This window comes from Rathayibacter sp. AC182, from assembly GCF_979253875.1.
The window spans coordinates 156,792-180,699 of record NZ_CEEDEK010000003.1; the positions used below are offsets into that span (position 1 = coordinate 156,792).

The following is a 23,908-nucleotide window of genomic DNA, read 5'->3' on the forward strand; positions in this document are numbered from 1 at the left end:
ACCGATGAGAGCACTCCTGATGGCGGGCGCCTTCTCCGGCGCCTTCACCCTCCTGCTGACGCCCCTGTTCATCCGGCTCTTCCACCGGCTGCAGTGGGGCCAGTTCATCCGCGAGGACGGGCCGCAGTCCCACCACGTGAAGCACGGCACCGCCACGATGGGCGGCATCGTCATCATCATCGCGACGGTGGCGGGCTACTTCCTCGGCATGCTGTTCGGCAACCGCGCCGTGGCTCCCTCGGCGCTCCTGGTGCTGTTCATGATGGTCGGACTGGGCTTCGTCGGGTTCATCGACGACTTCCTCAAGACCCGCAACCAGCGCAGCCTCGGCCTCGGCGGCTGGGCGAAGATCGCGGGACAGGTGATCGTCGCCGCGGCCTTCGCCGTGATCGCCATCCTGGTGCGCGACCAGAACGGTCTGACGCCCGCGTCGACGTCGATCTCCTTCATCCGAGACCTGCCGTTCGACTTCGCCGCTCTCGGCTGGATCGGCATCGGGCTCTTCGTGCTCTGGATCTGCGTGATCGTCACCAGCACCTCGAACGGAGTCAACGTCGCCGACGGCCTCGACGGCCTCGCCACGGGATCCTCGATCCTCGCGATCGGCTCCTACGTGATCATCGGCTTCTGGCAGTCGAACCAGTGGTGCTGACGACGCCCAGCTCAATCCCGAGGTGGCCGACAAGCGCTACCAGGTGAGCGATCCGTTCGACCTGGCGATCATCGCCGCGGCGATCTCGGGCGCGCTCGTCGGGTTCCTCTGGTGGAACACCTCGCCGGCGCAGATCTTCATGGGCGACACCGGCTCGCTCGGCCTCGGCGGCGCACTCGCCGCCCTCGCGATCCTGACCCGCACCGAGCTGCTCGTCATCCTCATCGGCGGCCTCTTCGTCATCGTCACCGGCTCGGTGATCGTGCAGCGGATCTACTTCAAACTGACCCGGGGCAAGCGCATCTTCCTGATGAGCCCGCTCCACCACCACTTCGAGCTCAAGGGTGGGCCGAGATCACCGTCGTGGTCCGCTTCTGGATCATCGCGGGCATCTTCGTGGCCGCCGGTGTCGGGCTCTTCTACCTCGAATGGCTCTCCCGGCATGACCAATCCCGCACGCGCCGAACGGCTCGACTCCTCCGCAGCTGGAACTCGGACTGGCGCGGGCTCCGCGTCGCGGTCCTGGGGCTCGGGGTGACCGGCTTCTCCGTCGCCGACACGCTGACCGAGCTCGGCTCCGACGTCCTGGTCCTCACCGACCGGGCCGACGAGGAGCGCGAGCGCCTGCTCGAGGTGATCGAGCCTGGCCGCACCGCGCGGACGGCCTCGACACCGTGCCCTGACGAGCTGATCGACTTCGACCCCGAGCTCGTCATCGTGTCGCCGGGCTTCCGGCCGACGCACCTGATCGTCGAGTGGACGCTCGCGAGGGGGACCGGTCTCTGGGGCGACGTCGAGCTCGCCTGGCGCGTGCGCGACAAGGTCGTCCGGGCCGACGGGACGCCCGCGGACTGGGTGCCTCGTGACCGGCACGAACGGCAAGACGACGACCGTGCAGCTGACGGCGACCATGCTGGTCGCTGGCGGCCTCGCGCGGCTCCGTGCGGCAACATCGGGATCCCGGTGCTCGACGCGGTGCGCGATCCGCAGGGCTTCGACGTCCTGGTGGTCGAGCCTGAGCTACCAGCTGCACTACCTCGGCGCGATCGAGCCGATCGCGTCGACCCGCCTCAACATCGCCGAGGACCACCTCGACTGGCACGGCACCTTCGAGGCGTACCGCGATGCGAAGGCCAAGGTCTACACGGGCACGCGGGTCGCCCGCGTCTACAACCGGGCCGACGCGGCCACCGAGCAGATGGTGCTCGACGCGGAGGTCGTCGAGGGGGCCCGGGCGATCGGCTTCGGTCTGGGAGTCCCCGGGCCGAGCGACTTCGGCATCGTGGACGGGATCCTCTGCGACCGGGCGTTCCTCGAGGACCGATGCACGAGCGCGATCGAGATCGCGACCGTCGACGAGCTGGCCGCGCGCCACCTCGCGGCACCGCACATCGTGCAGAACGGCTCCTCAGGCCGCCGCGCTGTCCCGCGCGTGCGGCATCGAGCCCGGCGCGATCCGCCGCGCGCTCGCGGTCTTCGAGCTCGACGCCCACCGCATCCAGGTCGGCCGTGCGGTCGGGGTCACCTGGATCGACGATTCGAAGGCCACCAACCCGCACGCGGCCGACGGCCGCTGCGCGCGTATCCGTCGGTCGTCTGGCTGGTCGGCGGTCTGCTCAAGGGCGTCGAGTGGACGTCTCGTGGCCTCGCACACGACGCGACTGCGCGGTGCCGTGGTCACCGGAGTCGACCGCGTCGCGGTCCTCGAGGCATTCCGACGACACGCCCCCGAACTCCCCGTGACCGAGGTGGCCCCGGATGACACTGGAGTTCGGTGCATGCAGGCGGCCGTCGAGGCCGCGGTGGGCTTCGCCCGAACCGGCGATGTCGTCCTGCTCGCACCCGCCGCGCAGCATCCATGGACCCGAAGTCTGCGCGACTACGCGGAACGGGGCCGGTCGTTCGCTGCGGCCGTCGAGAAGCACCTGAGGAGAGAGAGGCCGATGACCGCTCCGGACGACGAGCCGGATGCCGGGCCAGCTCGCGCGCCGACGCTCGGGAAGCCGAAGGACCGGCGAGCGGACTCGCGCGCACCGGGCGCGCATCGTCCTCTCGAAGGTCTTCGCCTCCGAATCGCCGAACTTCTACCTCCTGTTCGGCACCACCCTCTTCCTCGTGCTCTTCGGGCTGACGATGGTGCTCTCCCTCCTCGTCGGCGACGTCGTTCCGATCGAGCCCGACTCGTTCGGCGGCTTCCTCCGGCAGGGCATCTTCGCCGTGCTCGGCGTGCCGCCTCATGCTCCTCGTGTCGCGCTTCCCGATCGCACTGTGGAAGCGCGTGACGTGGCATGCATGCTCATCGTCGGCTGCATCCTGCAGATGCTGGTGCCCTTCACGCCTCTGGATACGCAGTGGGAGGCAACAAGAACTGGCTGTACCTCGGCGGCTTCCACCATGGCAGCCCTCCGAGGTGCTCAAGCTCGCCCTCGTGCTGTGGCTGGGCCTCGTGCTCGAGAGGCGGCTGCGCTTCAAGCAGGACTGGCAGCACGCCTCATCCCGGTGCTCCCCATCGGCGGCTTCGCCCTGTTCCTCGTGCTGCTCGGCGGCGACCTCGGAACCGTGATGATCATGGCGGGGATCCTGCTGGCGGCGCTCTTCTACTCCAACGTCCGGCTGCGGATCATCCTGCCGATCGTGCTGATCGAGCGGTCGTCGCAGTGCTGTTCGCCATCTCGACCGAGAACCGCCGCACCCGCATCTTCTCCTTCCTCACCGACTGCTCCGGCCCCGGGCAGTACGAGACGTCCTGCTGGCAGCCCCTGCACGGCACCTGGGCGATGGCGTCCGGCGGCGTCTTCGGCGTGGGGCTCGGCAACCCAAGGCGAAGTGGTCGTGGCTGCCGGCCGCCGACAACGACTACATCTTCGCGATCATCGGCGAGGAGCTGGCCGACTCGGGGCGGTCGTCGTCCTCGCGCTGTTCGTCGTGCTCGCCGTCGCCTTCTTCCGCATCATCCATGCCGCGACCGACCCGTTCGTGCGGGTCACGACGGCGGCGGTGATGGTCTGGCTCATCGGCCAGGCCTTCGTCAACATCGGCGTGGTGCTCGGGGTCCTGCCGGTCCTCGGCGTCCCCCTGCCGCTCATCTCCTCCGGAGGGCGCCCTGCTCAGCTCACTGCTCGCCATCGGCGTCGTCCTCTCCTTCGCGAGGACCCAGACCACCGGATTGCCGCACCTCGGCGCCGCCCGCCGCGCAGGCAAGGCGGAGGCGGAGTGACTCCGCTACCTGCTCGCGGGCGGCGGCACCGCCGGGCACGTGAACCCGCTGCTCGCGACCGCCGACGAGATCCGGGCCCGCGACTCGGGCGACGAGGTGCTCGTGCTCGGCACCGCGGAGGCTCGAGGCGCGCCTCGTCCCGCTGCGCGGCTACGAGCTGTCCGTGATCCGCGGCTGCCGTTCCCGCGTCGCCCCGGCGCCGCGGCGCTGCGCTTCCCGGGCGCCTTCCGCGGGCGCCGACGGCGTGCGGTGCGCACGATCCGCGAGCGCAGGATCGACGCGGTGGTGGGATTCGGCGGGTACGCGTCCGCCTCGCGTACCTCGCGGCGCGGCGAGCCGGCGCGCCGTACGTCGTGCACGAGGCGAACGCCCGCCCCGGCCTCGCCAACCGCCTCGGCGCCCGCGGCACGCGCTCCGTCGGAGTCGCCTTCGAGGGCACCCCGCTGCCGCACGCGACGACGGTCGGCATGCCGCTGCGCCGCGAGATCGCCGATCTCGACCGCCCCGCCCGACGCCACGAGGGCGTCGCCGCGTTCGGGCTCGACCCGGCCCGGCCCACGCTGCTCGTCACGGCGGCTCCCTCGGTGCGCGGCGGATCAACGCGACCGTGCACGCCGCGGCCGCGTCGGTCCTGGCGACCGGCTTCCAGATCCTGCACATCACGGGTGACCGCTCCGAGATCACCGACCCCGGCCTCGACGGCTACCACCTGATCCCGTACTGCGACCGGATGGATCTCGCGCTCTCGGCCGCCGACCTCGTGGTCTCGCGCGCGGGCGCCGCCACCGTGAGCGAGCTCAGCGCGCTGGGGCTCCCCGCCGTCTACATCCCGTACCCGGTGGGCAACGGCGAGCAGCGCTTCAACGCCCGCGGCGTCGTGGACGCCGGGGGCGCGGTGCTCGTCGAGGATGCGGCCTTCCTCCCCGGCTGGGTGCGGGGAGCTCGTGCGCCTCCCCGAGGACGCCGGGCGCCGCGACGAGATGGGCCGTCGCGCCGCGACGGTCGGCGTCCGCGACGGTGCGGAGCGCCTCGTCGACCTCATCGGATCGGCGCTCCGCGCACCCCGCTGACCCTTCTCCGCCGGGCTCCGAGGAGCCCTCCCGCACAGCTCGCCCGCACTCGATCCGGCGCCCTGCCCGCGGCCCTCGGCCCGGGTGCCACCGAGACGCCGAAGACCCGGAAAGCGAGACCCCCGTGATCAAGCCCGACCTCGGCATCACCGTCCCCGACCAGCTCGGATCGGTGCACTTCATCGGCATCGGCGGATCCGGCATGAGCGGCATCGCGCGCCTCTTCCACCACGCCGGCCACCGCGTCACCGGATCGGACGTGCGCGAGTCGCACCCGATCGAGCAGCTCGCGGCTCGGCATCCCGGTCGCGATCGGACACGACGCGGCGAACCTGGGCGATGCCGAGGCGGTCGTGGTCACCTCGGCCCTCTGGCCCGAGAACCCCGAGTACGTGCTCGCCCAGGAGCGGGGGATCCCCGTGCTGCACCGCTCGCAGGCGCTCGCCTGGCTCGTCCGCGGGCACCGCCTCGTCGCGGTCGCGGGCGCGGCACGGCAAGACGACGTCGACCGGCATGATCGTCACGGGTCTACTGGGTCTGACGCCGATCCGAGCTTCGTCAACGGCGGCATCATCGAGAGCCTCGGCACCTCGTCGGCGGCGGGCTCGGGCGACCTGTTCGTCGTCGAGGCGGACGAGTCGGACGGGAGCTTCCTGCTCTACGACACCGCCGTCACCCTGATCACGAACGTCGACCCCGACCACCTCGACCACTACGGCTCGCTGCAGGCCTTCGAGGACGCCTTCGTCACCTTCGCCTCGAACGCCGGCGAGCTCGTCGTCATCTCGTCGGACGACCCGGGTGCCGTCAAGGTGTCCGAGAAGCTCGAGGGCAAGCGGGTCCTCACCTTCGGCGAGGCCGAGGGAGCGGACGTGCGCGTCGTCGACCTCGAGCTCGTGGGCCCGGTCGGCTTCACCGTCGAGTTCGAGGGGCGCCGCTACCCGCGCGGCTGCGCATCCCCGGCCGCCACAGCGCGGTGAACGCCGCGGGCGCCTTCGCCGTGCTCGTCGGTCTCGGCTTCGATCCCGCCGCGTCGCTCGAGGCGGTCTCGGCCTTCGGAGGGACCGAGCGCCGGTTCGAGCTGCACGGCTCGGTCCGCGGCGTCAGCGTCTACGACGACTACGCGCACCACCCCACGGAGGTGGCCGCCGCCTTCAGCCGCGCGCACCGTCGTGGGGGAGGGGCGCATCATCGCCGTGCACCAGCCGCACCTGTACAGCCGCACCCGCCTCTTCGCGAAGGAGTTCGCCGAGACGCTCGAGCGCTACGCCGACGAGACGATCGTGCTCGACGTCTACGGCGCCCGCGAGGACCCGGAGCCGGGAGTGACCGGCGAGCTGGTCGGCGGCAAGTTCGCCGACGCCTGCGCGCGTCTCGTTCGTCCCGGACTGGCAGGAGGCCGCCGAGCGGACCGCTCTGATCGCCCGTGAGGGCGACTTCGTCATCACCCTCGGCTGCGGCGGCGGTGTACCGGATCATCCCGCAGGTGCTCGAGCTGCTTCGCACCGGCGAGGACGCCGCGGTCGCCCGATGACCACGACGCCCTTCCCGGCCCCCCGGGGGCGACGGGCGTGAAGCGGCCGGAGGGGTCCGCCGGCCGGCACCCGTTCGCGCGGAGCCCCGCGAGAAGACGCCCGCGCCGGCGTCGAGCGGCGAGCCGACGGAGCCGATCCGCATCGTCGCCGCGCCGCCCGCCGCGCGCCTCCCGCGTCCCGAGGCCCGTCCGCAGAAGGGGGCCTCCGGCTCGGACGACGAGTCCGCCGTGCCCGTCGTCGCGACGGAGCTGCGTCGTCCGCGGCGGCGGCCGGACCGAGGGTCGGCCCGCCGCTCTCCCGAGCCGTCTGCGCGTGCCGGGGTCCGAGCGGCGCACGGTAGCCCGCGCCGCCCGCGAGCGGCGGCGCTTCGAGCGCGGAGAGGTGCGGCGCTTCACCAAGCGGCCCGGCGACGGCGCCTCACAACCCTCGCGATCGCGGGTTCGCTCGTGCTGCTGGCGATCGTCGCTCGCCGTCGCCGCGTACTCGCCGCTCATGGCGGTGCGGACGATCGAGATCTCGGGCACGTCCCGCGTCGACTCGGGCGGGGCGCTCCAGGAGTCCCTGTCCGATCAGCTCGGCGTGCCGCTGACTCTCGTGGACCGCGAGGCGGTCGGCGAGGAGCTGGCGCCTACCCGCTGATCCAGAGCCACTCCCCGCAGACGCGGCCCCCGAGCACCCTCGCCGTGTCGATCGTCGAGCGCACCCCCGTCGGCGTCCTGCAGAACGGGACCCGCTTCGATCCTCGTCGACTCGGCGGGCGTCGTGATCGAGACCGCCGACGCGGCGCAGGCCGGGTACCCCGCGCTGACCACGCCGTCCGGAGGCGCGACCGGCTCGGCGTTCCACTCCCTCGCCCGCGCGCTGCTCACGCTCCCCGCAAGGCCTCGACGGGCAGGTGACCGTGGCGACGGCCACGACGGGCGACGACGTGACCCTGACCCTCTCCAACGGCGCCGTCGTGATGTGGGAGGCCCGGACCGCTCGGCTCTCAAGGCTGTGGTCCTCGAGAAGCTGATGGCCGCGACCGACCCGGCGACCGTGACCTCCTACGACGTCTCGTCGCCCGCCGCGGCGGTCGTCGCCCAGCGCTGATGCGCCCTCGCACCGATCCGCCGGGCGGTTTGCCGAATGCGGGCGTGTCCGTCGCGAGGCGGGAGCGGACTCCCTACCGTCGAACCACAACCCCAAATGCATACTCAGCATAACTTTAAGCCTCAACCACGGGTTCAAGGTTCAGCCCGGAGGCCGGACACGTGACTTCAAACCAGAACTACCTCGCCGTGATCAAGGTCGTCGGCATCGGCGGCGGCGGCGTCAACGCCGTGAACCGCATGATCGAGCTCGGCCTCGCGGAGTCGAGTTCATCGCCATCAACACGGATGCGCAGGCCCTGCTGCTCAGCGACGCCGACGTCAAGCTCGACGTGGGCCGCGAGCTCACCCGGCGGGCTCGGTGCGGGCGCCGACCCCGAGAGGTCGGCCGTCGTGCCGCCGAGGACCACGCGGAGGAGATCGAGGAGGTGCTCGCGGGCGCCGACATGGTCTTCGTCACCGCGGGCGAGGGCGGCGGAACCGGCACCGGCGGCGCTCCCGTCGTGGCGCGCATCGCCAAGTCGATCGGAGCCCTGACCATCGGCGTCGTGACGAAGCCCTTCGGCTTCGAGGGCCGTCGCCGCCAGACGCAGGCCGAGGCGGGTCGCGACGCTCGAGAACGAGGTCGACACGCTCATCGTCGTCCCCAACGACCGCCTCCTCGAGATCAGCGACCGCGGCATCTCGATGCTCGAGGCGTTCGCGACCGCCGACCAGGTCCTCTCGCGGGTGTCCAGGGCATCACCGACCTCATCACCACCCCGGGTCTGATCAACCTCGACTTCGCCGACGTCAAGTCGGTCATGCAGGGCGCGGGATCCGCGCTCAGCTGGGCATCGAGGTCCGCTGCGCGGTGCGGACCGCGCCATCAAGGCGGCGGAGCTCGCCGTGGCGTCCCCGCTGCTCGAGGCCAGCATCGACGGCGCGCACGGCGTGCTGCTCTCGATCCAGGGCGGCTCAACCTCGGCATCTTCGAGATCAACGACGCGGCCCGTCTGGTCCAGGAGGCGGTGCACGCCGAGGCGAACATCATCTTCGGCGCCGTCATCGACGACACCCTCGGCGACGAGGTGCGCGTCACGGTCATCGCGGCCGGCTTCGACGGCGGGGAGCCCGGCGGCCAGGCCCCGCGGCCATCGCCCAGCCCCGCGCCCAGCAGAGCGCGCCGGCCGAGTCGTCCTCGGAGCCCGCTCCGGTCGCCGCCGCCGCTCCCGCCGCCGGGTCGATCTGGTCGAGCACCCCGTCGCCGCCCCCGCCCCGGTCGCCGACCCGTCGTTCGACGACGACGACAGCGACCTGGACATCCCCGACTTCCTCAAGTAGTCGCCGTGTCCGATCCCGAGCTGGCCGAGCGCTGGTCCTCGGTGTCCGAGCGGGTCGTCGACGCGGCCCGCTCGGCCGGTCGCGATCCCGGTGAGATCACGACCATCGTGGTCACGAAGTTCCACCCGGTGCGGCTTATCCGCGACCTCCTCGAGCTGGGCGTCGTCGACTTCGGCGAGAACCGGCACCAGGAGGCGCAGGAGAAGGCGGCCGAGCCTCGCCGGCACTCCCGCGCGCTGGCACTTCCTCGGGCAGCTGCAGGGCAAGAAGGCCCGGCAGGCTCGCCGCCACGCCTCATCGGTCCACTCCGTCGACCGGCTCGCGCTGGTCCCGCTGCTGGATGCGGGAGAGGACCCGCTCGACGTCTTCCTCCAGGTCAACCTGACCGACGATCACGAGCGCGGAGGAGCGGCACCGGACGACGTCGAGCCGCTCGCCGAGGCGCTCTCCGCGGCCCCGCACCTCGTCCTGCGGGGCGTGATGGCGGTCGCTCCGCTCGGCGAGGACCCACGCCCCGCGTTCGCTCGGCTGCGCGGCCTGTCCGAGCGCGTGCGCGCCGTCGAGCCCTCCGCCACCGCGGTGTCGGCGGGCATGTCGAACGACTTCGCGGAGGCGATCGCGGAGGGCGCGACACACCTGCGAATCGGATCGGCAATCACCGGCAATCGCCCCGCCCGCACGTAATCTCGTCGTGACCCACTAGTGGGAGCAGACACGACACGGAGGACACAGATGGCCAACCCGCTGAAGAAGACGATGGTCTACCTCGGACTCGCCGATGAAGAGGTCGAGTACGAGCGTGCCGACACCGTCGAGGCGGCTCCGACCACGGCCCACCGCGCCCGGTCTCCCCGGTCAGCCGGTCCCGGTCGAGCCGACCCCGCAGCAGCCCCGCGCGACGGTCACCCCGCTCCTGCAAGCCCACCCCCAGACCCCGAAGGCGACGGCCCACGCCGAGATGAACGAGATCCTCACCGTCCACCCGAAGCAGTACCGCGACGCGCAGGTCATCGCGGAGAACTTCCGCGACGGCATCCCCGTGATCATCAACCTCTCGCAGATGAGCGACGCGGACGCCCGCCGCCTCATCGACTTCGCGAGCGGCCTCTCCCAGGGCTTGTACGGCCGGATCGAGCGCGTGACGAGCAAGGTCTTCCTGCTCTCCGCCGTCGCACATCACGGTCGCCGGCGATTCGGCCTCCGCCGAGAGCGACGCCGACGCGTCGTTCTTCGCGAAGTCCTGACCCAGGGAGCCCTGGCCCGCGGTGAACTCCGTCCTCTCGCTCCTCGGGAGCGTCCTCTACTTCGTCCTGCTCCTGTACTTCTTCGCCATGTGGGCGAGGTTCGTGCTCGACCTGGTCCGGGTCATCCGACGAGACTGGCGCCCCCGCGGAGCCGGTCTCGTCGCCGCGGAGACCGTCTACACGGTCACCGACCCGCCGATCGCGTTCTTCCGCAGGCTCATCAAGCCCGTGTCGATCGGCCCCATCGCGCTCGACTTCGGCTGGAGCCTCACCATGCTCTGCGTCATCGTCGGCATGTACATCGCGACCTGGCTCGGAGCCGCCTGACGCCCTCGGCGGATCCGCCCCTGCGGCGGATCCGCCTTCTGCAGCATCCTGGGCGGTGCCTGGATCAGCGCTGGTCCCTGTATCGTTGGCGGCGACCGGACGTTCTCCGCGGTGCTCGCACTGCGCCGCGTTCACGGTTGCTGGCTTTAGTCGAACGTTGATAAACGTGTACCTACTTGAAATCGAAGGTGGAAAGCCATGGCGCTCACTCCCGAAGATGTTGTCACATATGCAGTTCCAGCCGACCAAGTTCCGCGAGGGCTACGACCAGGACGAGGTCGACGACTTCCTCGACGAGGTCGTCGTGGAGCTGCGTCGCCTGAACCAGGAGAACGAGGAGCTGCGCCAGAGCCTCGCCTCCGGCGGTTCCCGACGCTCCGCGCATGTGGCCTCCGTGAGGCCGCTCCGGCTCACTGTCGTCCGACGAGACGCCCGCTCCCGAGCCGGAGCCCGAGCCCACCCGGCTCCCGCGCCGGTCGCTGCTCCCGCCGCCTCCCAGTCGGCCCCGGTCGACGAGGCCGAGAGCTCCAGCGGTCTGCTGCAGCTCGCGCGCCGCCTCCACGAGGAGCACGTCCGCGAAGGCGCCGAGAAGCGCGCACGCCCTCGCGGCCGAGGGCCGCGCCACCGCCGCGCGCCTCGTCGCCGAGGCCGAGGCGAAGCAGCGCCAGCAGCTCGCGAAGCTCGACGAGGAGCGCGCGACCGTGGAGCACCGCATCGACGAGCTCCGCACCTTCGAGCGCGAGTACCGCCAGAAGCTGAAGAGCTACATCGAGGGTCAGCTCCGCGAGCTCGACGTCCAGCCGGTCTCGGCGGAGTCGTCCCTCGTTCCCCGGCTTTGGGGCGTAGCACCACCGCAGCGAACGTCAGGCCGAGGGTGCTCGTCACCCTCGGCCTCGTTGCGCTCGCGGTGTTCGCGATCGATCAGATCGCGAAGCACCTGGTCACGACGAACCTCACCCTCGGCGAGGACGTCCGCGTCCTCGGAGACGTGCTGATCCTCCACTACGTCAAGAACCCCGGCGCCGCGTTCTCGCTGGCCAGCGGCTCGACCTGGATCTTCTCGATCATCGCGGCATGCGTGGTCGTCGCCGTCATCTGGTTCGCCCGCCGCATCCGCTCCTCCGCGTGGGCCCTGTTCTTCGGCCTCCTGCTCGGCGGGACGCTGGGCAACCTGTTCGACCGGCTGTTCCGCGAACCGTCCTTCGGCCTCGGGCACGTCGTCGACTTCCTGTGCACGCCGTGGCTCCTGCCGGCGATCTACAACATCGCCGACATCGCGATCTGCTCGGCGATGGCGATCTTCGTCGTCCTGAGCCTGCGCGGGGTGAACGTCGACGGCACGCGCACGACGAAGGCGAGCGAGGCGGCGGCGAACGCCGAGGCCGCGGAGCCCGCCGTGCACGACTCCGAGCCGCGGACCGGCGCCTGATGGTGCAGTCCCGCTCGCTGCCCGTCCCCGACGGGCTCGACGGCCTGCGCACGGACGCGGCCGTCGCCAAGCTCCTCGGCTTCTCCCGCACCTTCGCGGCCGACGTCGCCGAGGCCGGGGAGTGAGCGCCGACGGCCGCGTGCTCGACAAGAGCGACCGCGTCGTCGCCGGCTCCTGGCTCACGGTCGAGTGGTCTCCCCGTGAGGAGCCGCGCATCGTCCCGATCGCCGTGCCCGACCTCGGCATCGTCCACGACGACGACGACATCGTCGTCATCGACAAGCCGGTCGGAGTGGCCGCGCATCCCGCCGTCGGCTGGGAGGGGCCCACGGTGCTCGGCGCCCTCGCCGCAGCGGGCTTCACGGTCTCCACCTCCGGAGCCGCCGAGCGCGCGGGCATCGTGCACCGCCTCGATGCCGGCACCAGCGGTCTCATGGTGGTCGCGAAGTCCGAGCGGGCGTACACGCACCTCAAGCGCGCCTTCCACGACCGCACGGTCGAGAAGGTGTACCACGCGGTCGTGCAGGGCCACCCGGATCCGCTGGCCGGCACGATCGACGCCCCCTGGGGCGTCATCCCTCGTCGGACTGGAAGTTCGCGGTCCGGTCCGACGGCAAGCCCTCCGTGACCCACTACGAGACCATCGAGGCCTTCCCATTCGCCTCCCTGCTCGAGATCCATCTCGAGACCGGTCGCACCCACCAGATCCGGGTGCACATGGCCGCTCAGCGCCACCCCTGCGTCGGCGACGCGATGTACGGCGCCGATCCGACGCTGTCGGCTCGGCTGGGTCTCACCCGGCAGTGGCTCGACGCGGTGCGCCTCGGCTTCGCCCATCCGGGCACGGGGGAGTGGGTCGAGTTCGAGGGCGTCCTACCCGGACGACCTCGCCCACGCGCTCGCGGTGCTGCGCGGCGAGTGAGCGGAGGGAGCGATCCGTCGCTCCCCGCCGTCCTGCCGCGCTCGCGCGGTTAGACTTTTCCACCGCGGTCGTTCACGACCCTCCCCGGGTCCCCGGTCCCCTCGCTCGCAGTCCGTCGGAGGCGCATCCTTGCCGAGTAACGATTCCTTCGTCCACCTCCACGTGCACAGCGAGTACTCGATGCTCGACGGTGCCGCGCGGGTGAAACCGCTCATCGACGCCGCCGTCGAGGAGGGATGCCCGCGATCGCCGTCACCGACCACGGCAACGTGTTCGGTGCCTTCGACTTCTGGCGCACGGCGACGGCCGCGGGGATCAAGCCGATCATCGGCACGGAGGCGTACCTGACGCCGGGCACGCACCGCTCGGACAAGACCCGGATCCGCTGGGGCGACGGCGGCGGCGACGACGTGTCCGGCTCGGGTGCCTACACGCACATGACGCTCCTCAGCTCGACGACCACGGGCATGCACAACCTGTTCCGGCTGTCGTCGAGGGCGTCGATCGAGGGCTACTACTTCAAGCCGCGCATGGACCGCGAGATCCTCTCGCAGTACTCCGAGGGCCTCATCGGCACGACCGGCTGCCCGAGCGGCGAGGTGCAGACGCGCCTGCGGCTGGGGCAGTACAAGGAAGCCCGCCAGGCGGCCGCCGACTACCGCGACATCTTCGGCAAGGAGAACTTCTTCGCCGAGATCATGGACCACGGTCTCGACATCGAGCGCCGCGTCATCGGCGACGTGATCAGGCTCGCGAAGGACCTCGACCTGCCCCTCGTCGCCACGAACGACCTGCACTACACCCACGCGCACGACGCGACCTCGCACGCGGCGCTGCTCTGCGTGCAGTCGGGCACGACGCTGGACGACCCCAAGCGCTTCAAGTTCGACGCCGACGAGTTCTACCTCAAGTCGCCGCGCGAGATGCGCCAGGTCTTCCGCGACCACCGCGGAGGCGTGCGACAACACCCTCCTGATCGCCGAGCGCTGCGACGTGCAGTTGCGACACCAGCGCGAACTACATGCCGCGCTTCCCGGTGCCGGAGGGCGAGACCGAGGACACCTGGTTCGTGAAGAGGTCGAGGCAGGGCTGCGCGAGCGCTACCCCGACGGGATCTCGGACGAGGTGCGCGCGCGTGGCCGACTACGAGACGCAGGTCATCCTGCAGATGGGCTTCCCGGGCTACTTCCTCGTCGTCGCCGACTTCATCAACTGGTCCAAGCGCAACGGGATCCGCGTGGGCCCCGGCCGTGGATCCGGCGCGGGTCTCGATGGCCGCGTGACGCATGAAGATCACCGACCTCGATCCGCTGCGCCACGGCCTCATCTTCGAGCGGTTGCAGACCCGGACCGCGTCTCCATGCCCGACTTCGACGTCGACTTCGACGACCGTCGACGCGGCGAGGTCATCCGGTACGTCACCGAGAAGTACGGCGACGAGCGCGTGGCGCAGATCGTCACCTACGGCACGATCAAGGCCAAGCAGGCCCTGAAGGACGCCTCCCGCGTCCTCGGCTTCCCCTTCGGGATGGGCGAGAAGCTGACCAAGGCGATGCCGCCGGCGATCATGGGCAAGGACATCCCGCTCAGCGGGATCAACGACCCGAGCACGCCCGAGCACAAGGAGGCGCTCGACGTCCGGAACGTCATCGCCGAGGACCTGCAGGCGAAGCTCGTCTTCGAGACGGCGCTCGGGCTCGAGAACCTGAAGCGCCAGTGGGGCGTGCACGCGGCCGGCGTCATCATGTCGAGCGACCCGCTGCTCGACATCATCCCGATCATGAAGCGGGAGCAGGACGGCCAGATCGTCACGCAGTTCGACTACCCCGCGTGCGAGTCGCTCGGCCTGATCAAGATGGACTTCCTGGGGCTGCGCAACCTCACGATCATCGACGACGCGCTCGACAACATCCGCGCCAACCGCGGGCAGGACCTCGTGCTCGAGGACCCGGAGCTCGACGACCCGGCGGCGCACGAACTGCTCGCCCGGGGCGACACCCTCGGCGTGTTCCAGCTCGACGGCGGGCCGATGCGCGGGCTCCTGCGCCTGATGAAGCCCGACAACTTCGAGGACATCTCGGCCGTCCTCGCCCTGTACCGGCCGGGCCCGATGGGCGCGGACTCCCACACGAACTACGCGCTGCGCAAGAACGGCGTGCAGCCGATCACGCCGATCCACCCCGAGCTGGAGGAGCCGCTGGCCGAGGTGCTCGGCGGCACGTACGGACTGATCGTGTACCAGGAGCAGGTGATGTCGATCGCGCAGAAGCTCGCCGGCTTCACGCTCGCTCAGGCGGACCTGCTCCGACGCGCGATGGGCAAGAAGAAGAAGTCCGAGCTGGACAAGCAGTTCGAGGGCTTCTCGGGCGGGATGATCGCCAACGGCTACTCGATGGAGGCCGTCAAGACGCTGTGGGACATCCTGCTGCCGTTCTCGGACTACGCCTTCAACAAGCGCACTCGGCGGCGTACGGGGTGGTCTCGTACTGGACGGCCTACCTCAAGGCGCACTACCCCGCGGAGTACATGGCGGCGCTGCTCACGAGCGTCGGCGACTCCAAGGACAAGATGGCCGCCTACCTGAACGAGTGCCGGCGGATGGGCATCAAGGTGCTCCCGCCGGACGTCAACGAGTCGATCGGCTTCTTCACCGCCGTCGGGACGGACATCCGATCCGGGCTCGGCGCCGTCCGCAACGTCGGCACGAACGTGGTCGAGGGCATCCGCGCGGCCCGGGAGGAGGGCCGGTTCGAGACCTTCCACGACTTCCTCCGCAAGGTGCCGATGCAGGCGACCAACAAGCGCACCATCGAGTCGCTGATCAAGGCCGGCGCGTTCGACTCGCTCGGGTCCACCCGTCGTGCGCTCGTCGAGATCCACGAGGACGCCGTCGAGGCCGCAGTGGGGGAGAAGCGGAACGAGGCGAACGGCCAGGTCGGCTTCGACTTCGACAGCCTCTGGGACGAGGCCTGCAGGCCGCGATCCAGGTGCCGGAGCGGCCCGAGTGGGCCAAGCGCGACAAGCTCGCCTTCGAGCGCGACATGCTCGGCCTCTACGTCTCTGACCACCCGCTCGCCGGCCTCGAGACGGAGCTCGCGAAGCACTACAGCACCACGATCGCCGACCTCCTCGTCTCGGAGACGATCGGCGACGGCGAGACCGTCGTCGTGGCCGGTTTGGTCACCAGCGTCCAGCACCGCATGGCGAAGACCTCGGGCAACCAGTACGGCATGATCCAGGTCGAGGACTTCGGCGGCGAGATCACCTGCATGTTCATGGGCAAGGCGTACCAGGAGTTCGCGCCCGCCCTCACCAACGACTCCATCGTGGTCGTGCGGGGACGGGTGAGCATGCGCGACGACGGCAGAACCTGCACGCGTTCAGCCTCTTCGCCCCCGAGATGAGCCAGGACGGCGACTCCGGACCCCTGACCGTCTCGATGCCCGAGGCCCGGGCGACGACGGACACGGTCTCGCAGCTCAGCGACGTGCTCATCCGCCACCCGGGGCGACCGAGGTGCGACTGAAGCTGATCAAGGGCGACACGGCGCGGTGTTCGAGGTGCCGTTCCCGGTGCGGATCACGCCCGACCTCTTCGGCGAGCTCAAGTCGCTGCTCGGGCCGAACTGCTTGTATTGAATACGAAGCCGGTCCTCGCCCGGCTTCGCGCGGTCGGCTTCGCGACGGGGTGCGGTCCGGGGAGCGGGGTGCGTTCGGCTACGGCGATCCGCTGGGACGCGGATCGGCGGTTCGCCTCGGAGAGGGCGCCAGGAGGAGGCGCGCCTGCGGCGGCGCGGGTTCCTCACCGACCCTGGGGTGGAGACAGCGGCTCCCTTCGGGGTAGTGGCGGCTCTCTGCTGGTCGAGTAGCCGCGGAGCGGCGCTATCGAGACCCCTGCACCCGCGGAGCGGATCCGGTGTAGCCCGCCAGATGGCGGAGCAGGCTCGGAGCGAACCACAATCGACGGGACATCGGCCGGCGACGCACGTCGGCCGCGATGGCGATCGAGTTCCGCTCCTGGCCGAGGTGCTGCGTTTGACGTCCCGGGCGGCGGGCCGCGGTCCTCGGAGCGCTCCCGCACGCCGGCGGCGCCGGGAGTGGCGGGGAGGGCGGCCGGTAGACTGGGGCGGCCATGATCCAGACTCTCGACCTCCGCGGCCGTCGTCCCTCCGCCGCCGAGCTGCTCGCCCTCGTGCCGCGCAACCCGGGCACCTCCGCCGACGTCGGTCCGGTCGTCGCCGATCTGATAGCCGACGTCCCGCGCGGCGCTGAGGCGCTCCTCGACCAGTCCGAGCGCCTCGACGGAGTCCGTCCACCGCACCTGCGCGTGCCGGCAGAGCAGATCGCGGCCGCCGTCCGCGACCTCGATCCCGCGATCCGCCCCGCCCTCGACGAGGCGATCTCGCGCGTGCGCCGGGCGAGCGCGGCGCAGATCCCGCCCGAGCGCACCACCGTCCTCGACGACGGGGCGACCGTCGTCCAGCGCTGGACCCGATCGCCCGCGCAGGCCTCTGCGTCCCCGGCGGCAAGGCGGTGTACCCGTCGAGCGTCGTCATGAACGCCGTGCCCGCGCAGATCGCGGGCGTCGAGTCCATCGCTATCGCTCTCCGCCGCAGAAGGCGTTCGGCGGAGCGGTCCACCCGACGATCCTCGCGGCCGCGGGCCTGCTGGGCATCGACGAGGTGTACGCCGCAGGAGGCGCGGGCGCGGTCGCCGCCCTGGCCTACGGCGTCGAGTCGATCGGCCTCGAGCCGGTGGGCATGATCACCGGCCCCGGCAACATCTGGGTCACGACCGCGAAGCGGCAGGTGCTCGGACAGGTCGGGATCGACTCCGAGGCCGGTCCGACGGAGATCCTCGTCATCGCCGACTCCACGGCGGATCCCCGCCTGATCGCCGCCGACCTGGTCAGCCAGGCCGAGCACGACGAGGCCGCCTCGGCCGTCCTGGTCACCGACGACGCCGAGCTGGCCCGCGCGGTCGGCGCGGAGATCGAGCGGCAGTCGGCGTCGACCACGCACTCCGCGCGCGTGGCGATCGCCCTCGACGGGCCTCAATCGGCCCTCGTGATCGTCGACGACCTCGAGACCGCCTGCGCCTTCAGCGACGCCTACGGCCCCGAGCACCTCGAGCTGCACACCGCCGACCCCGCCGCCACCGCCGTCCGCATCCGCGACGCGGGCGCGATCTTCCTCGGGCCGACCTCGCCGGTCAGCCTCGGCGACTACCTGGCCGGGTCGAACCACGTGCTGCCGACCCTGGGTCAGGCGCGCTTCTCCTCCGGGCTCGGCGCCTACACGTTCCTGCGCCCGCAGCAGCTCATCAGCTACGACCGCGCCGCTCTCCGAGCGCGTCGCCCCGCACATCCGCGCGCTCAGCGACGCCGAGGCGCTCTCCGCGCACGGCGACGCCGTCGACGCGCGCTTCGCCTGACCGAGAGGCACCTCCCGATGTTCTGCCCGTTCTGCCGGCACCCCGACTCCCGGGTGATCGACTCCCGCACCAGCGACGACGGCCTCTCGATCTCGGCGCCGCCGGCGCTGCGCTTCCTGTGGCCGCCGCTCTCGACGACCGAGACCGCCAGCCTCGTCGTGATCAAGCGCAGCGGAGTCGTGGAGCCGTTCAGCCGCAGAAGATCGTCAGCGGAGTGCGCAAGGCCTGCCAGGGCCGCCCCGTGACGGACTCCGACCTCGCGGTGCTCGCTCAGCGCGTGGAGGAGAGCATCCCGCTCGACGGGAGCGTCGCAGATCGACGCGAACGACATCGGCCTCTGCTATCCTGGCGCTGCTGCGCGAGCTCGACGAGGTGGCCTACCTCCGCTTCGCGAGCGTCTACCAGGCGTTCGACTCGCTCGACGACTTCGAATCGGCCATCACCCTCCTGCGTGCCGAGCGCACCGAGGCCGTGCAGGGAGGCGGCTCTGATGCCCGCGATCTACCCGGTCCTGTTCAGGACCGTCCTGCGCCGCCTCGACCCCGAGCGCGCGCACCACCTCGCCTTCCCGGTCATCCGGGCGCTGGGGATCGTCGCCCCCGTCGTCCGGCGCTTCACGCTGCCGAAGCGAGGACCGCTCGGTCGAGACGCTCGGACTGCGGTTCGCCACCCCGTTCGAGGTGGCCGCAGGCTTCGACGAGGACGCGACCGCCGTCCTCGGGCTCGGAGCCCTCGGATTCGGGCACGTCGAGGTCGGCACGCTGACCGCGCGTCCGCAGCCGGGCAACGACCGGCCGCGCCTGTTCCGCCTCAAGGTCGCGGATCGCGCGCTGATCAACCGTATGGGCTTCAACAACAGCGGCGCGCGGCCGCCGGTCGGCTCGCCCGCCTCCGAGGCGTGGCGGACGCCCCGTCATCGGCGTCAACATCGGCAAGAGCCGCGTGGTCAGCGTCGACGACGCCGTCGAGGACTACCTGGTCAGTGCGCGGATGCTCGCGCCGCTGGCCGACTACCTGGTCGTCAACGTCAGCTCGCCCAACACCCTGGGCTCCGCGGCCTGCAGGAGATCGACAAGCTCGAACCCCTGCTCGCCGCGGTGAAGGACGCGGCCGACGCGACTCCGCTGCTCGTGAAGATCGCCCCGGACCTGTCCGATGACGAGGTCGTCCGCGTCGCGGAGCTGGCCGTGCGCCTCGGGCTCGACGGCCTCATCGCCACGAACACGACGCTTTCGCGGGACGGCCTCGAGACGACCGCCTCCGTCGTCGACGCCGCCGGTGCGGGCGGCCTGTCGGGCGCGCCACTGGCCGCGCGCTCGCTCGCCGTCCTCCGAGTGATCCGAGGAGTCGTCCCCGAATCGTTCTGCGTCATCTCGGTCGGCGGCGTCGAAACCGCAGCCGACGTGCGGGACGCCTCGCCGCCGGCGCCACGCTGGTCCAGGGCTACACGGCCTTCATCTACGAGGGCCCCCTCTGGGCCCGGGCGATCAATCGGTCCTGAGCCGCGATTGCGGGGTGTGCTCGCGTTCGGCTGCGACGATCCGCTCGCACGCGAATCAACGGTTCGCCTCGAGGGCATCACCGGGCCGGGAGGCCGAGCACCGGACCTGCGGCGGCGGCTCCGCAGCGTTCCGGCTGGGCGTGTGCTCGACCCGGCGGGTCGTCGCGGGGTGAGAGGCGCTCGCCTTGCTCCGCAGCGGGACGCTCTCCGGGACGCGCCCTGGAGCACCCGAGCCGCGGGCGGTAGCTCGGCGAACCTGTTCCGGCAAGGAGATGCCTGAGGGGCGTAGGACGCCGTTTTGATCTGCGGAGATCGCCGACGCGAGGGACGTCCCGAGCGTCGGCGGGCCGACCGGCCGCGCGAAGCGACGAACGGTCGATCCGTGTGTCAGCGGATCGACCTGGTCGGACGCAGGTCGCTCCATCAGACGCGACTTCCTACTCAGCCGACCGCGACGAGGCCGGAGGCCGAGCGATCGAGCACAGGACCGCGCTACGCGCTCACCGGGAACGCCCCGCGCTTCACCTGGGGCTTGGGGAGGCGCACGACGCGCAGCCGGAGGGCGCGCATCGCGGCGTACCAGCGGATGCCCTTCTCGACCTTGTCGGTGCCGAAGCGCTCGCCCAGCTTCTGCGCAGGCGCAGGCCCAGCAGGAGGCAGTCGATGACCGCCACGACGAAGAAAGCCCAGAGCACGATCAGGGTCACGTACTGAAGCTCGGGCTGCGGGAAGAAGCTGAGCAGCAGCACCACGACCATCACGGGGATGAGGAACTCGCCGAGGCTGTAGCGCGCGTCCACGTAGTCGCGGACGAACTTGCGCTGCGGACCCTCGTCGCGCAGCGGGAGGTAGCGCTGGTCTCCCGCGGCAAGTCCGATGCGGGCCTGCTCGCGGGCCACGGCGGCCTCGCGGGCGTCGCGCGCGGCCTGCTTGCGGTCGGTCGTCACGAGCGGCCGCTGGTTGGCGAGCTCCCGCTCGCGCCGGGTGGGCGTCGGCCGCCCTTGCCGGTCGCCGGCGCGGAGTCGGCGTCGTCTGGCGTGTCGGTTGCGATCGGGTGCTTGGCCACGGTGAACGTCCTTGGAATCGAGGGTCTCTTAAGATTACCCGCATGGCTCACGACGCTCCGACTCCGACGTCCACTCTCCCAGCAGCCGAGGATGCGGTCCTGGCCGCGGTCCGCGACGACCTGCCCCGCTCGCTCGCCGAGCTCGGCCGCCTGGTGCGCATCCCCTCCGTCTCGTGGGACGGCTTCGACGCGACGCGGGTGGCCGCGAGCGCCGAGGCGATCGCCGAGCTCGCCCGGGAGACCGGCGCCTTCGAGGACGTCTCCATCCGCCGCTCCACCATCGGCGACTCCGGCGTCCTCGGGCAGCCGGCGGTGCTCGCGACGCGCGCCGCCCGCAACGGCGCTCCGACCGTCCTCCTCTACGCGCACCACGACGTGCAGCCCCAGGGCGCGGAGTCGGCGTGGCAGACGCCGCCCTTCGAGCCGACCGTCCGCGGCGACCGGCTCTACGGGCGCGGTGCCGCCGACGACAAGGCCGAGTGGTGTCGCACCTCGCCGCCGTGCGCGCGCTGCGCGAGGTGGCGGGCGACGGCCACGACCTCGGCCTCGTGCTCTTCATCGAGGGCGAGGAGGAGTTCGGCTCCCGCTCGTTCCCGACGTTCCTCCGCGAGCACCACGACGCCCTGCGCGCGGACGTGATCGTGGTCGCCGACAGCGACAACTGGGACGTCGACACTCCGTCGCTGACCGTCGGCCTCCGCGGGAACGTCACTCTCACGCTCACCGTGAGCACACCCTCGAGCACGCCTCGCACTCCGGGATGCTCGGCGGCGCCGTCCCGGACGCGATGCTCGCGACGGTGCGCCTGCTGTCCACGCTCTGGAACGAGGACGGCTCCGTCGCCGTCGAGGGGCTGCGCTGAGCACGACGGCGCCGTCCCCGAGATCAGCGAGGACGAGCTCCGGCGCGATGCGGGCCTGCTCGACGGCGTCTCGCCGATCGGCTGCGGACCCTTCCTCTCGCGGATCTGGTCGAAGCCGTCGATCACCGTGACCGGCATCGACGCGCCGAGCGTCGTCGACGCGTCGAACACCCTGAGCCCGTCGGTGCGCGTGAAGATCAGCGCCAGGATCGCGCCCGGACAGGAGGCGCCGGAGGGCTTCACGGCGCCTCGAGCGGCACCTGCGCGCCCACGCCCCGTTCGGTGCGCACCTCGCCATCGAGGACGTCGACACGGGGAGCCCTTCCTCGTCGACACCTCGGGCTGGGCGGTGGGCCTGGTCAAGGAGGCGATGGCCGACGCGTGGGGCCGTGCGGCGCTCCGAGACCAGCGCGGGAGGCAGCATCCCCTTCATCGCCGACCTCGTGCGCGAGTTCCCCGCCGCCCAGATCCTGGTGACCGGCGTCGAGGACCGGACTCCCGCGCGCACAGTCCGAACGAGTCGCTGCACCTCGGCGTCTTCAAGCGCGCGGCTCAGACGGAGGCGCTCTTCCTCCTGCGCGCCGCCGCCCACCGGGACTGACCGCGGGTGGATCCGGAATACCCGGCCGCACCTAGCGGTTGCCCCCGTAGAATCGACATGGCATCACGCCGTCCATCACGCACCGACCTCTCGAGGAGTGACATGTCCGACACGACACTGACCGTCGACCAGACGACCGCGGCGCACGGCGTCCCGGATGACCCCCGTCGCCGCCGCCAAGGTGAAGAGCCTCCTCGAGCAGGAGGGTCGCGACGACCTGCGCCTGCGCGTCGCCGTGCAGCCCGGCGGCTGCTCCGGCCTCATCTACCAGCTCTACTTCGACGAGCGCACCCTCGAGGGCGACGCGGCGGTCGAGTTCGAGGGAGTCGGCCTCGTCGTCGACAAGATGAGCGTCCCCTACCTCGATGGCGCCTCCATCGACTTCGAGGACACCATCCAGAAGCAGGGCTTCACCATCGACAACCCCAACGCGGGCGGCAGCTGCGCCTGCGGCGACAGCTTCCACTGACGCCCGAGCGGCGACACGCCGCTCCCGCTCCTCCGGACGGCGTCCGACGGCTTGCATCTGCGGCTCGTCGGGCGCCGTTCGTCGTCCGTCGCACCGTCGGGCCCGGAGGTCAAGAGCGGTGTCCCGTGCACTCCGGCCGCCGGGGGGAAGGTAGGCTGGAGCCGGTCTAATACAGTTTCGTGTGAACTGGTCCCCAGTCTTCCGAAAGGTCACCGGTGCGCTTCAATCGCCGAATCCGCAGATGGGTCGCTGCACCCGTTGCAGGAGCCCTCGCCCTCGTTCTCGCGGGCTGCACGCAGGAGCAGCTCCAAGGCTGGCTCCCCACCGAACCCGGGACGACGAACCACGTCGACCGGGTCATCGGACCTGGGTCACCTCCTGGATCGTCCTCCTCGCCGTCGGCGTCGTCACGTGGGGGCTCACGGATCTGGGCCGTCGTCGTGTACCGCCGCCGCAAGGGCCAGACGGGCCTCCCGGTGCAGCTGCGCTACAACATGCCGATCGAGATCTTCTACACGATCGTGCCGCTGATCCTGGTGATCGGCTTCTTCGCCTTCACGGCGCGCGACCAGGCCGCGATCGAGGAGCCCTACGAGAACCCCGACGAGACCATCCAGGTCTACGGCAAGCAGTGGGCGTGGGACTTCAACTACGTCGACGAGGACGTCTACTCGGCGGGCATCCAGGGCCAGTACGAGGGTGCCGACGGCGACGCGAACGGCTCGCTCGTCGAGTCCGAGGTGCCGACGCTGTACCTGCCCGTGGGCGAGAAGATCAAGATCCAGCTCGACGCGCGCGACGTGATCCACTCGTTCTGGGTCGTGGACTTCCTCTACAAGAAGGACATGATCCCCGGCAAGACGAACTACATGTACGTCACGCCGCTCAAGGAGGGCACGTACGCCGGCAAGTGCGCCGAGCTCTGCGGCGAGTACCACTCCGCGATGCTCTTCAACGTCGAGGTCGTTGATCGCGACACCTACGACGACTACATCCAGTCGCTCCGCGACGCGGGCCAGACCGGCCAGCTGGGCGCCGAGTACGACCGCAACAGCAACCTTCCCGGAACCGGTGCGCCGGTCCGCACCGAGAACGAGGAGTAGGGAGCATGAGCACCGCCACCGCACCCGCCCCGTCGTCCCGCACCTTCGGAACACCCCCGTCGAG

The 23,908-nt window shown here is 71.0% G+C and carries 13 protein-coding genes and 17 pseudogenes; 29 read left to right on the plus strand and 1 reads right to left on the minus strand.

Annotated features, from left to right (window positions below):
* Window positions 1-4: 4 nt before the first annotated feature.
* From mraY to AC0CII_RS03805, 25 genes and pseudogenes are all read left to right on the plus strand, one after another.
* Window positions 5-1,093, plus strand: a pseudogene (gene mraY, locus AC0CII_RS03685) (phospho-N-acetylmuramoyl-pentapeptide-transferase); the annotation flags it as partial.
* A gap of 36 nt (window positions 1,094-1,129) precedes the next feature.
* Window positions 1,130-2,634: pseudogene (gene murD / locus AC0CII_RS03690) on the plus strand (UDP-N-acetylmuramoyl-L-alanine--D-glutamate ligase); the annotation flags it as partial.
* Window positions 2,635-3,220: 586 nt separating this feature from the next.
* A pseudogene (locus tag AC0CII_RS03695) lies at window positions 3,221-3,691 on the plus strand (FtsW/RodA/SpoVE family cell cycle protein); the annotation flags it as partial.
* Between the two features lie 217 nt (window positions 3,692-3,908).
* Window positions 3,909-4,121: pseudogene (locus AC0CII_RS03700) on the plus strand (UDP-N-acetylglucosamine--N-acetylmuramyl-(pentapeptide) pyrophosphoryl-undecaprenol N-acetylglucosamine transferase); the annotation flags it as partial.
* 101 nt (window positions 4,122-4,222) lie between these two features.
* Window positions 4,223-4,582, plus strand: a complete 360-nt coding sequence (locus AC0CII_RS03705) for a hypothetical protein (RefSeq protein WP_465229099.1) — start codon at window positions 4,223-4,225, stop codon at window positions 4,580-4,582.
* Window positions 4,477-5,067 carry a UDP-N-acetylglucosamine--N-acetylmuramyl-(pentapeptide) pyrophosphoryl-undecaprenol N-acetylglucosamine transferase gene (locus tag AC0CII_RS03710; protein ID WP_465228705.1) on the plus strand — a complete coding sequence of 197 codons (591 nt, stop codon included), beginning with the start codon at window positions 4,477-4,479 and terminating at the stop codon, window positions 5,065-5,067. The genes AC0CII_RS03705 and AC0CII_RS03710 overlap by 106 nt, the downstream gene beginning before the upstream one ends.
* Window positions 5,064-6,473 (plus strand): annotated as a pseudogene (gene murC / locus AC0CII_RS03715) (UDP-N-acetylmuramate--L-alanine ligase). The gene AC0CII_RS03710 and the pseudogene murC overlap by 4 nt, the downstream one beginning before the upstream one ends.
* A 382-nt stretch (window positions 6,474-6,855) precedes the next feature.
* Window positions 6,856-7,113 carry a hypothetical protein gene (locus tag AC0CII_RS03720; RefSeq protein ID WP_465228706.1) on the plus strand — a complete coding sequence of 86 codons (258 nt, stop codon included), beginning with the start codon at window positions 6,856-6,858 and terminating at the stop codon, window positions 7,111-7,113.
* Between the two features lie 123 nt (window positions 7,114-7,236).
* A complete protein-coding gene (locus AC0CII_RS03725; RefSeq protein ID WP_465228707.1) occupies window positions 7,237-7,566 on the plus strand; it encodes a hypothetical protein in 330 nt (109 codons plus the stop codon).
* A 301-nt stretch (window positions 7,567-7,867) separates the two neighbouring features.
* A pseudogene (locus tag AC0CII_RS03730) lies at window positions 7,868-8,110 on the plus strand (cell division protein FtsZ); the annotation flags it as partial.
* A gap of 343 nt (window positions 8,111-8,453) precedes the next feature.
* Window positions 8,454-8,608 (plus strand): annotated as a pseudogene (locus AC0CII_RS03735) (cell division protein FtsZ); the annotation flags it as partial.
* A gap of 370 nt (window positions 8,609-8,978) precedes the next feature.
* Window positions 8,979-9,572, plus strand: coding sequence for a YggS family pyridoxal phosphate enzyme (locus tag AC0CII_RS03740; protein ID WP_465228708.1), 594 nt, complete (start codon window positions 8,979-8,981; stop codon window positions 9,570-9,572).
* A 48-nt stretch (window positions 9,573-9,620) separates the two neighbouring features.
* Window positions 9,621-10,132, plus strand: a pseudogene (locus tag AC0CII_RS03745) (cell division protein SepF).
* Between the two features lie 21 nt (window positions 10,133-10,153).
* Window positions 10,154-10,459, plus strand: a complete 306-nt coding sequence (locus AC0CII_RS03750; protein WP_465228709.1) for a YggT family protein — start codon at window positions 10,154-10,156, stop codon at window positions 10,457-10,459.
* 198 nt (window positions 10,460-10,657) lie between these two features.
* Window positions 10,658-11,454: pseudogene (locus tag AC0CII_RS03755) on the plus strand (DivIVA domain-containing protein).
* Window positions 11,397-11,888 (plus strand): annotated as a pseudogene (gene lspA / locus AC0CII_RS03760) (signal peptidase II); the annotation flags it as partial. The pseudogenes AC0CII_RS03755 and lspA, both read left to right, overlap by 58 nt.
* 2 nt (window positions 11,889-11,890) lie before the next feature.
* A pseudogene (locus tag AC0CII_RS03765) lies at window positions 11,891-12,810 on the plus strand (RluA family pseudouridine synthase).
* A 180-nt stretch (window positions 12,811-12,990) separates the two neighbouring features.
* A pseudogene (locus tag AC0CII_RS03770) lies at window positions 12,991-13,883 on the plus strand (PHP domain-containing protein).
* Window positions 13,832-15,394, plus strand: a complete 1,563-nt coding sequence (dnaE, locus tag AC0CII_RS03775; RefSeq protein ID WP_465228710.1) for a DNA polymerase III subunit alpha — start codon at window positions 13,832-13,834, stop codon at window positions 15,392-15,394. Before AC0CII_RS03770 ends, dnaE begins: the two are co-directional and overlap by 52 nt.
* Window positions 15,286-16,044 (plus strand): helix-hairpin-helix domain-containing protein, encoded by a 759-nt coding sequence (locus AC0CII_RS03780; protein ID WP_465228711.1) that lies wholly within the window; start codon window positions 15,286-15,288, stop codon window positions 16,042-16,044. The genes dnaE and AC0CII_RS03780 overlap by 109 nt, the downstream gene beginning before the upstream one ends.
* Complete coding sequence (locus AC0CII_RS03785; protein WP_465228712.1) at window positions 16,011-16,214, plus strand: OB-fold nucleic acid binding domain-containing protein; 204 nt, start codon at window positions 16,011-16,013, stop codon at window positions 16,212-16,214. Before AC0CII_RS03780 ends, AC0CII_RS03785 begins: the two co-directional genes overlap by 34 nt.
* Window positions 16,211-16,336 (plus strand): hypothetical protein, encoded by a 126-nt coding sequence (locus AC0CII_RS03790; protein WP_465228713.1) that lies wholly within the window; start codon window positions 16,211-16,213, stop codon window positions 16,334-16,336. The genes AC0CII_RS03785 and AC0CII_RS03790 overlap by 4 nt, the downstream gene beginning before the upstream one ends.
* A gap of 605 nt (window positions 16,337-16,941) precedes the next feature.
* Window positions 16,942-18,242: pseudogene (gene hisD / locus AC0CII_RS03795) on the plus strand (histidinol dehydrogenase).
* Between the two features lie 17 nt (window positions 18,243-18,259).
* Window positions 18,260-18,695, plus strand: a pseudogene (gene nrdR / locus AC0CII_RS03800) (transcriptional regulator NrdR); the annotation flags it as partial.
* A 46-nt stretch (window positions 18,696-18,741) separates the two neighbouring features.
* Window positions 18,742-19,743: pseudogene (locus AC0CII_RS03805) on the plus strand (quinone-dependent dihydroorotate dehydrogenase).
* A gap of 492 nt (window positions 19,744-20,235) precedes the next feature.
* Here AC0CII_RS03805 and AC0CII_RS03810 read toward each other — a convergent pair.
* Window positions 20,236-20,690, minus strand: a pseudogene (locus AC0CII_RS03810) (DUF3043 domain-containing protein).
* Window positions 20,691-20,851: 161 nt separating this feature from the next.
* On the opposite strand from AC0CII_RS03810, the gene AC0CII_RS03815 reads away from it, so the two are divergent.
* From AC0CII_RS03815 to ctaC, 4 genes and pseudogenes are all read left to right on the plus strand, one after another.
* Window positions 20,852-21,448, plus strand: a complete 597-nt coding sequence (locus tag AC0CII_RS03815; protein WP_465228714.1) for a M20/M25/M40 family metallo-hydrolase — start codon at window positions 20,852-20,854, stop codon at window positions 21,446-21,448.
* Complete coding sequence (locus AC0CII_RS03820; RefSeq protein ID WP_465229031.1) at window positions 21,358-22,272, plus strand: hypothetical protein; 915 nt, start codon at window positions 21,358-21,360, stop codon at window positions 22,270-22,272. The genes AC0CII_RS03815 and AC0CII_RS03820 overlap by 91 nt, the downstream gene beginning before the upstream one ends.
* Window positions 22,273-22,429: 157 nt before the next feature.
* Window positions 22,430-22,741, plus strand: a complete 312-nt coding sequence (locus AC0CII_RS03825; RefSeq protein ID WP_465228715.1) for a HesB/IscA family protein — start codon at window positions 22,430-22,432, stop codon at window positions 22,739-22,741.
* A 215-nt stretch (window positions 22,742-22,956) separates the two neighbouring features.
* A pseudogene (gene ctaC / locus AC0CII_RS03830) lies at window positions 22,957-23,844 on the plus strand (aa3-type cytochrome oxidase subunit II).
* Window positions 23,845-23,908 lie beyond the last annotated feature (64 nt).

Bases quoted from the DNA above. Each gene is read 5' to 3' on its own strand.
- AC0CII_RS03815 (WP_465228714.1), top strand. From the start codon at position 20,852: ATGGCTCACGACGCTCCGACTCCGACGTCCACTCTCCCAGCAGCCGAG.
- AC0CII_RS03790 (WP_465228713.1), top strand. From the start codon at position 16,211: ATGAGCCAGGACGGCGACTCCGGACCCCTGACCGTCTCGATGCCCGAG.
- dnaE (WP_465228710.1), top strand. From the start codon at position 13,832: ATGCCGCGCTTCCCGGTGCCGGAGGGCGAGACCGAGGACACCTGGTTC.
- AC0CII_RS03825 (WP_465228715.1), top strand. From the start codon at position 22,430: ATGACCCCCGTCGCCGCCGCCAAGGTGAAGAGCCTCCTCGAGCAGGAG.
- AC0CII_RS03785 (WP_465228712.1), top strand. From the start codon at position 16,011: ATGGCGAAGACCTCGGGCAACCAGTACGGCATGATCCAGGTCGAGGAC.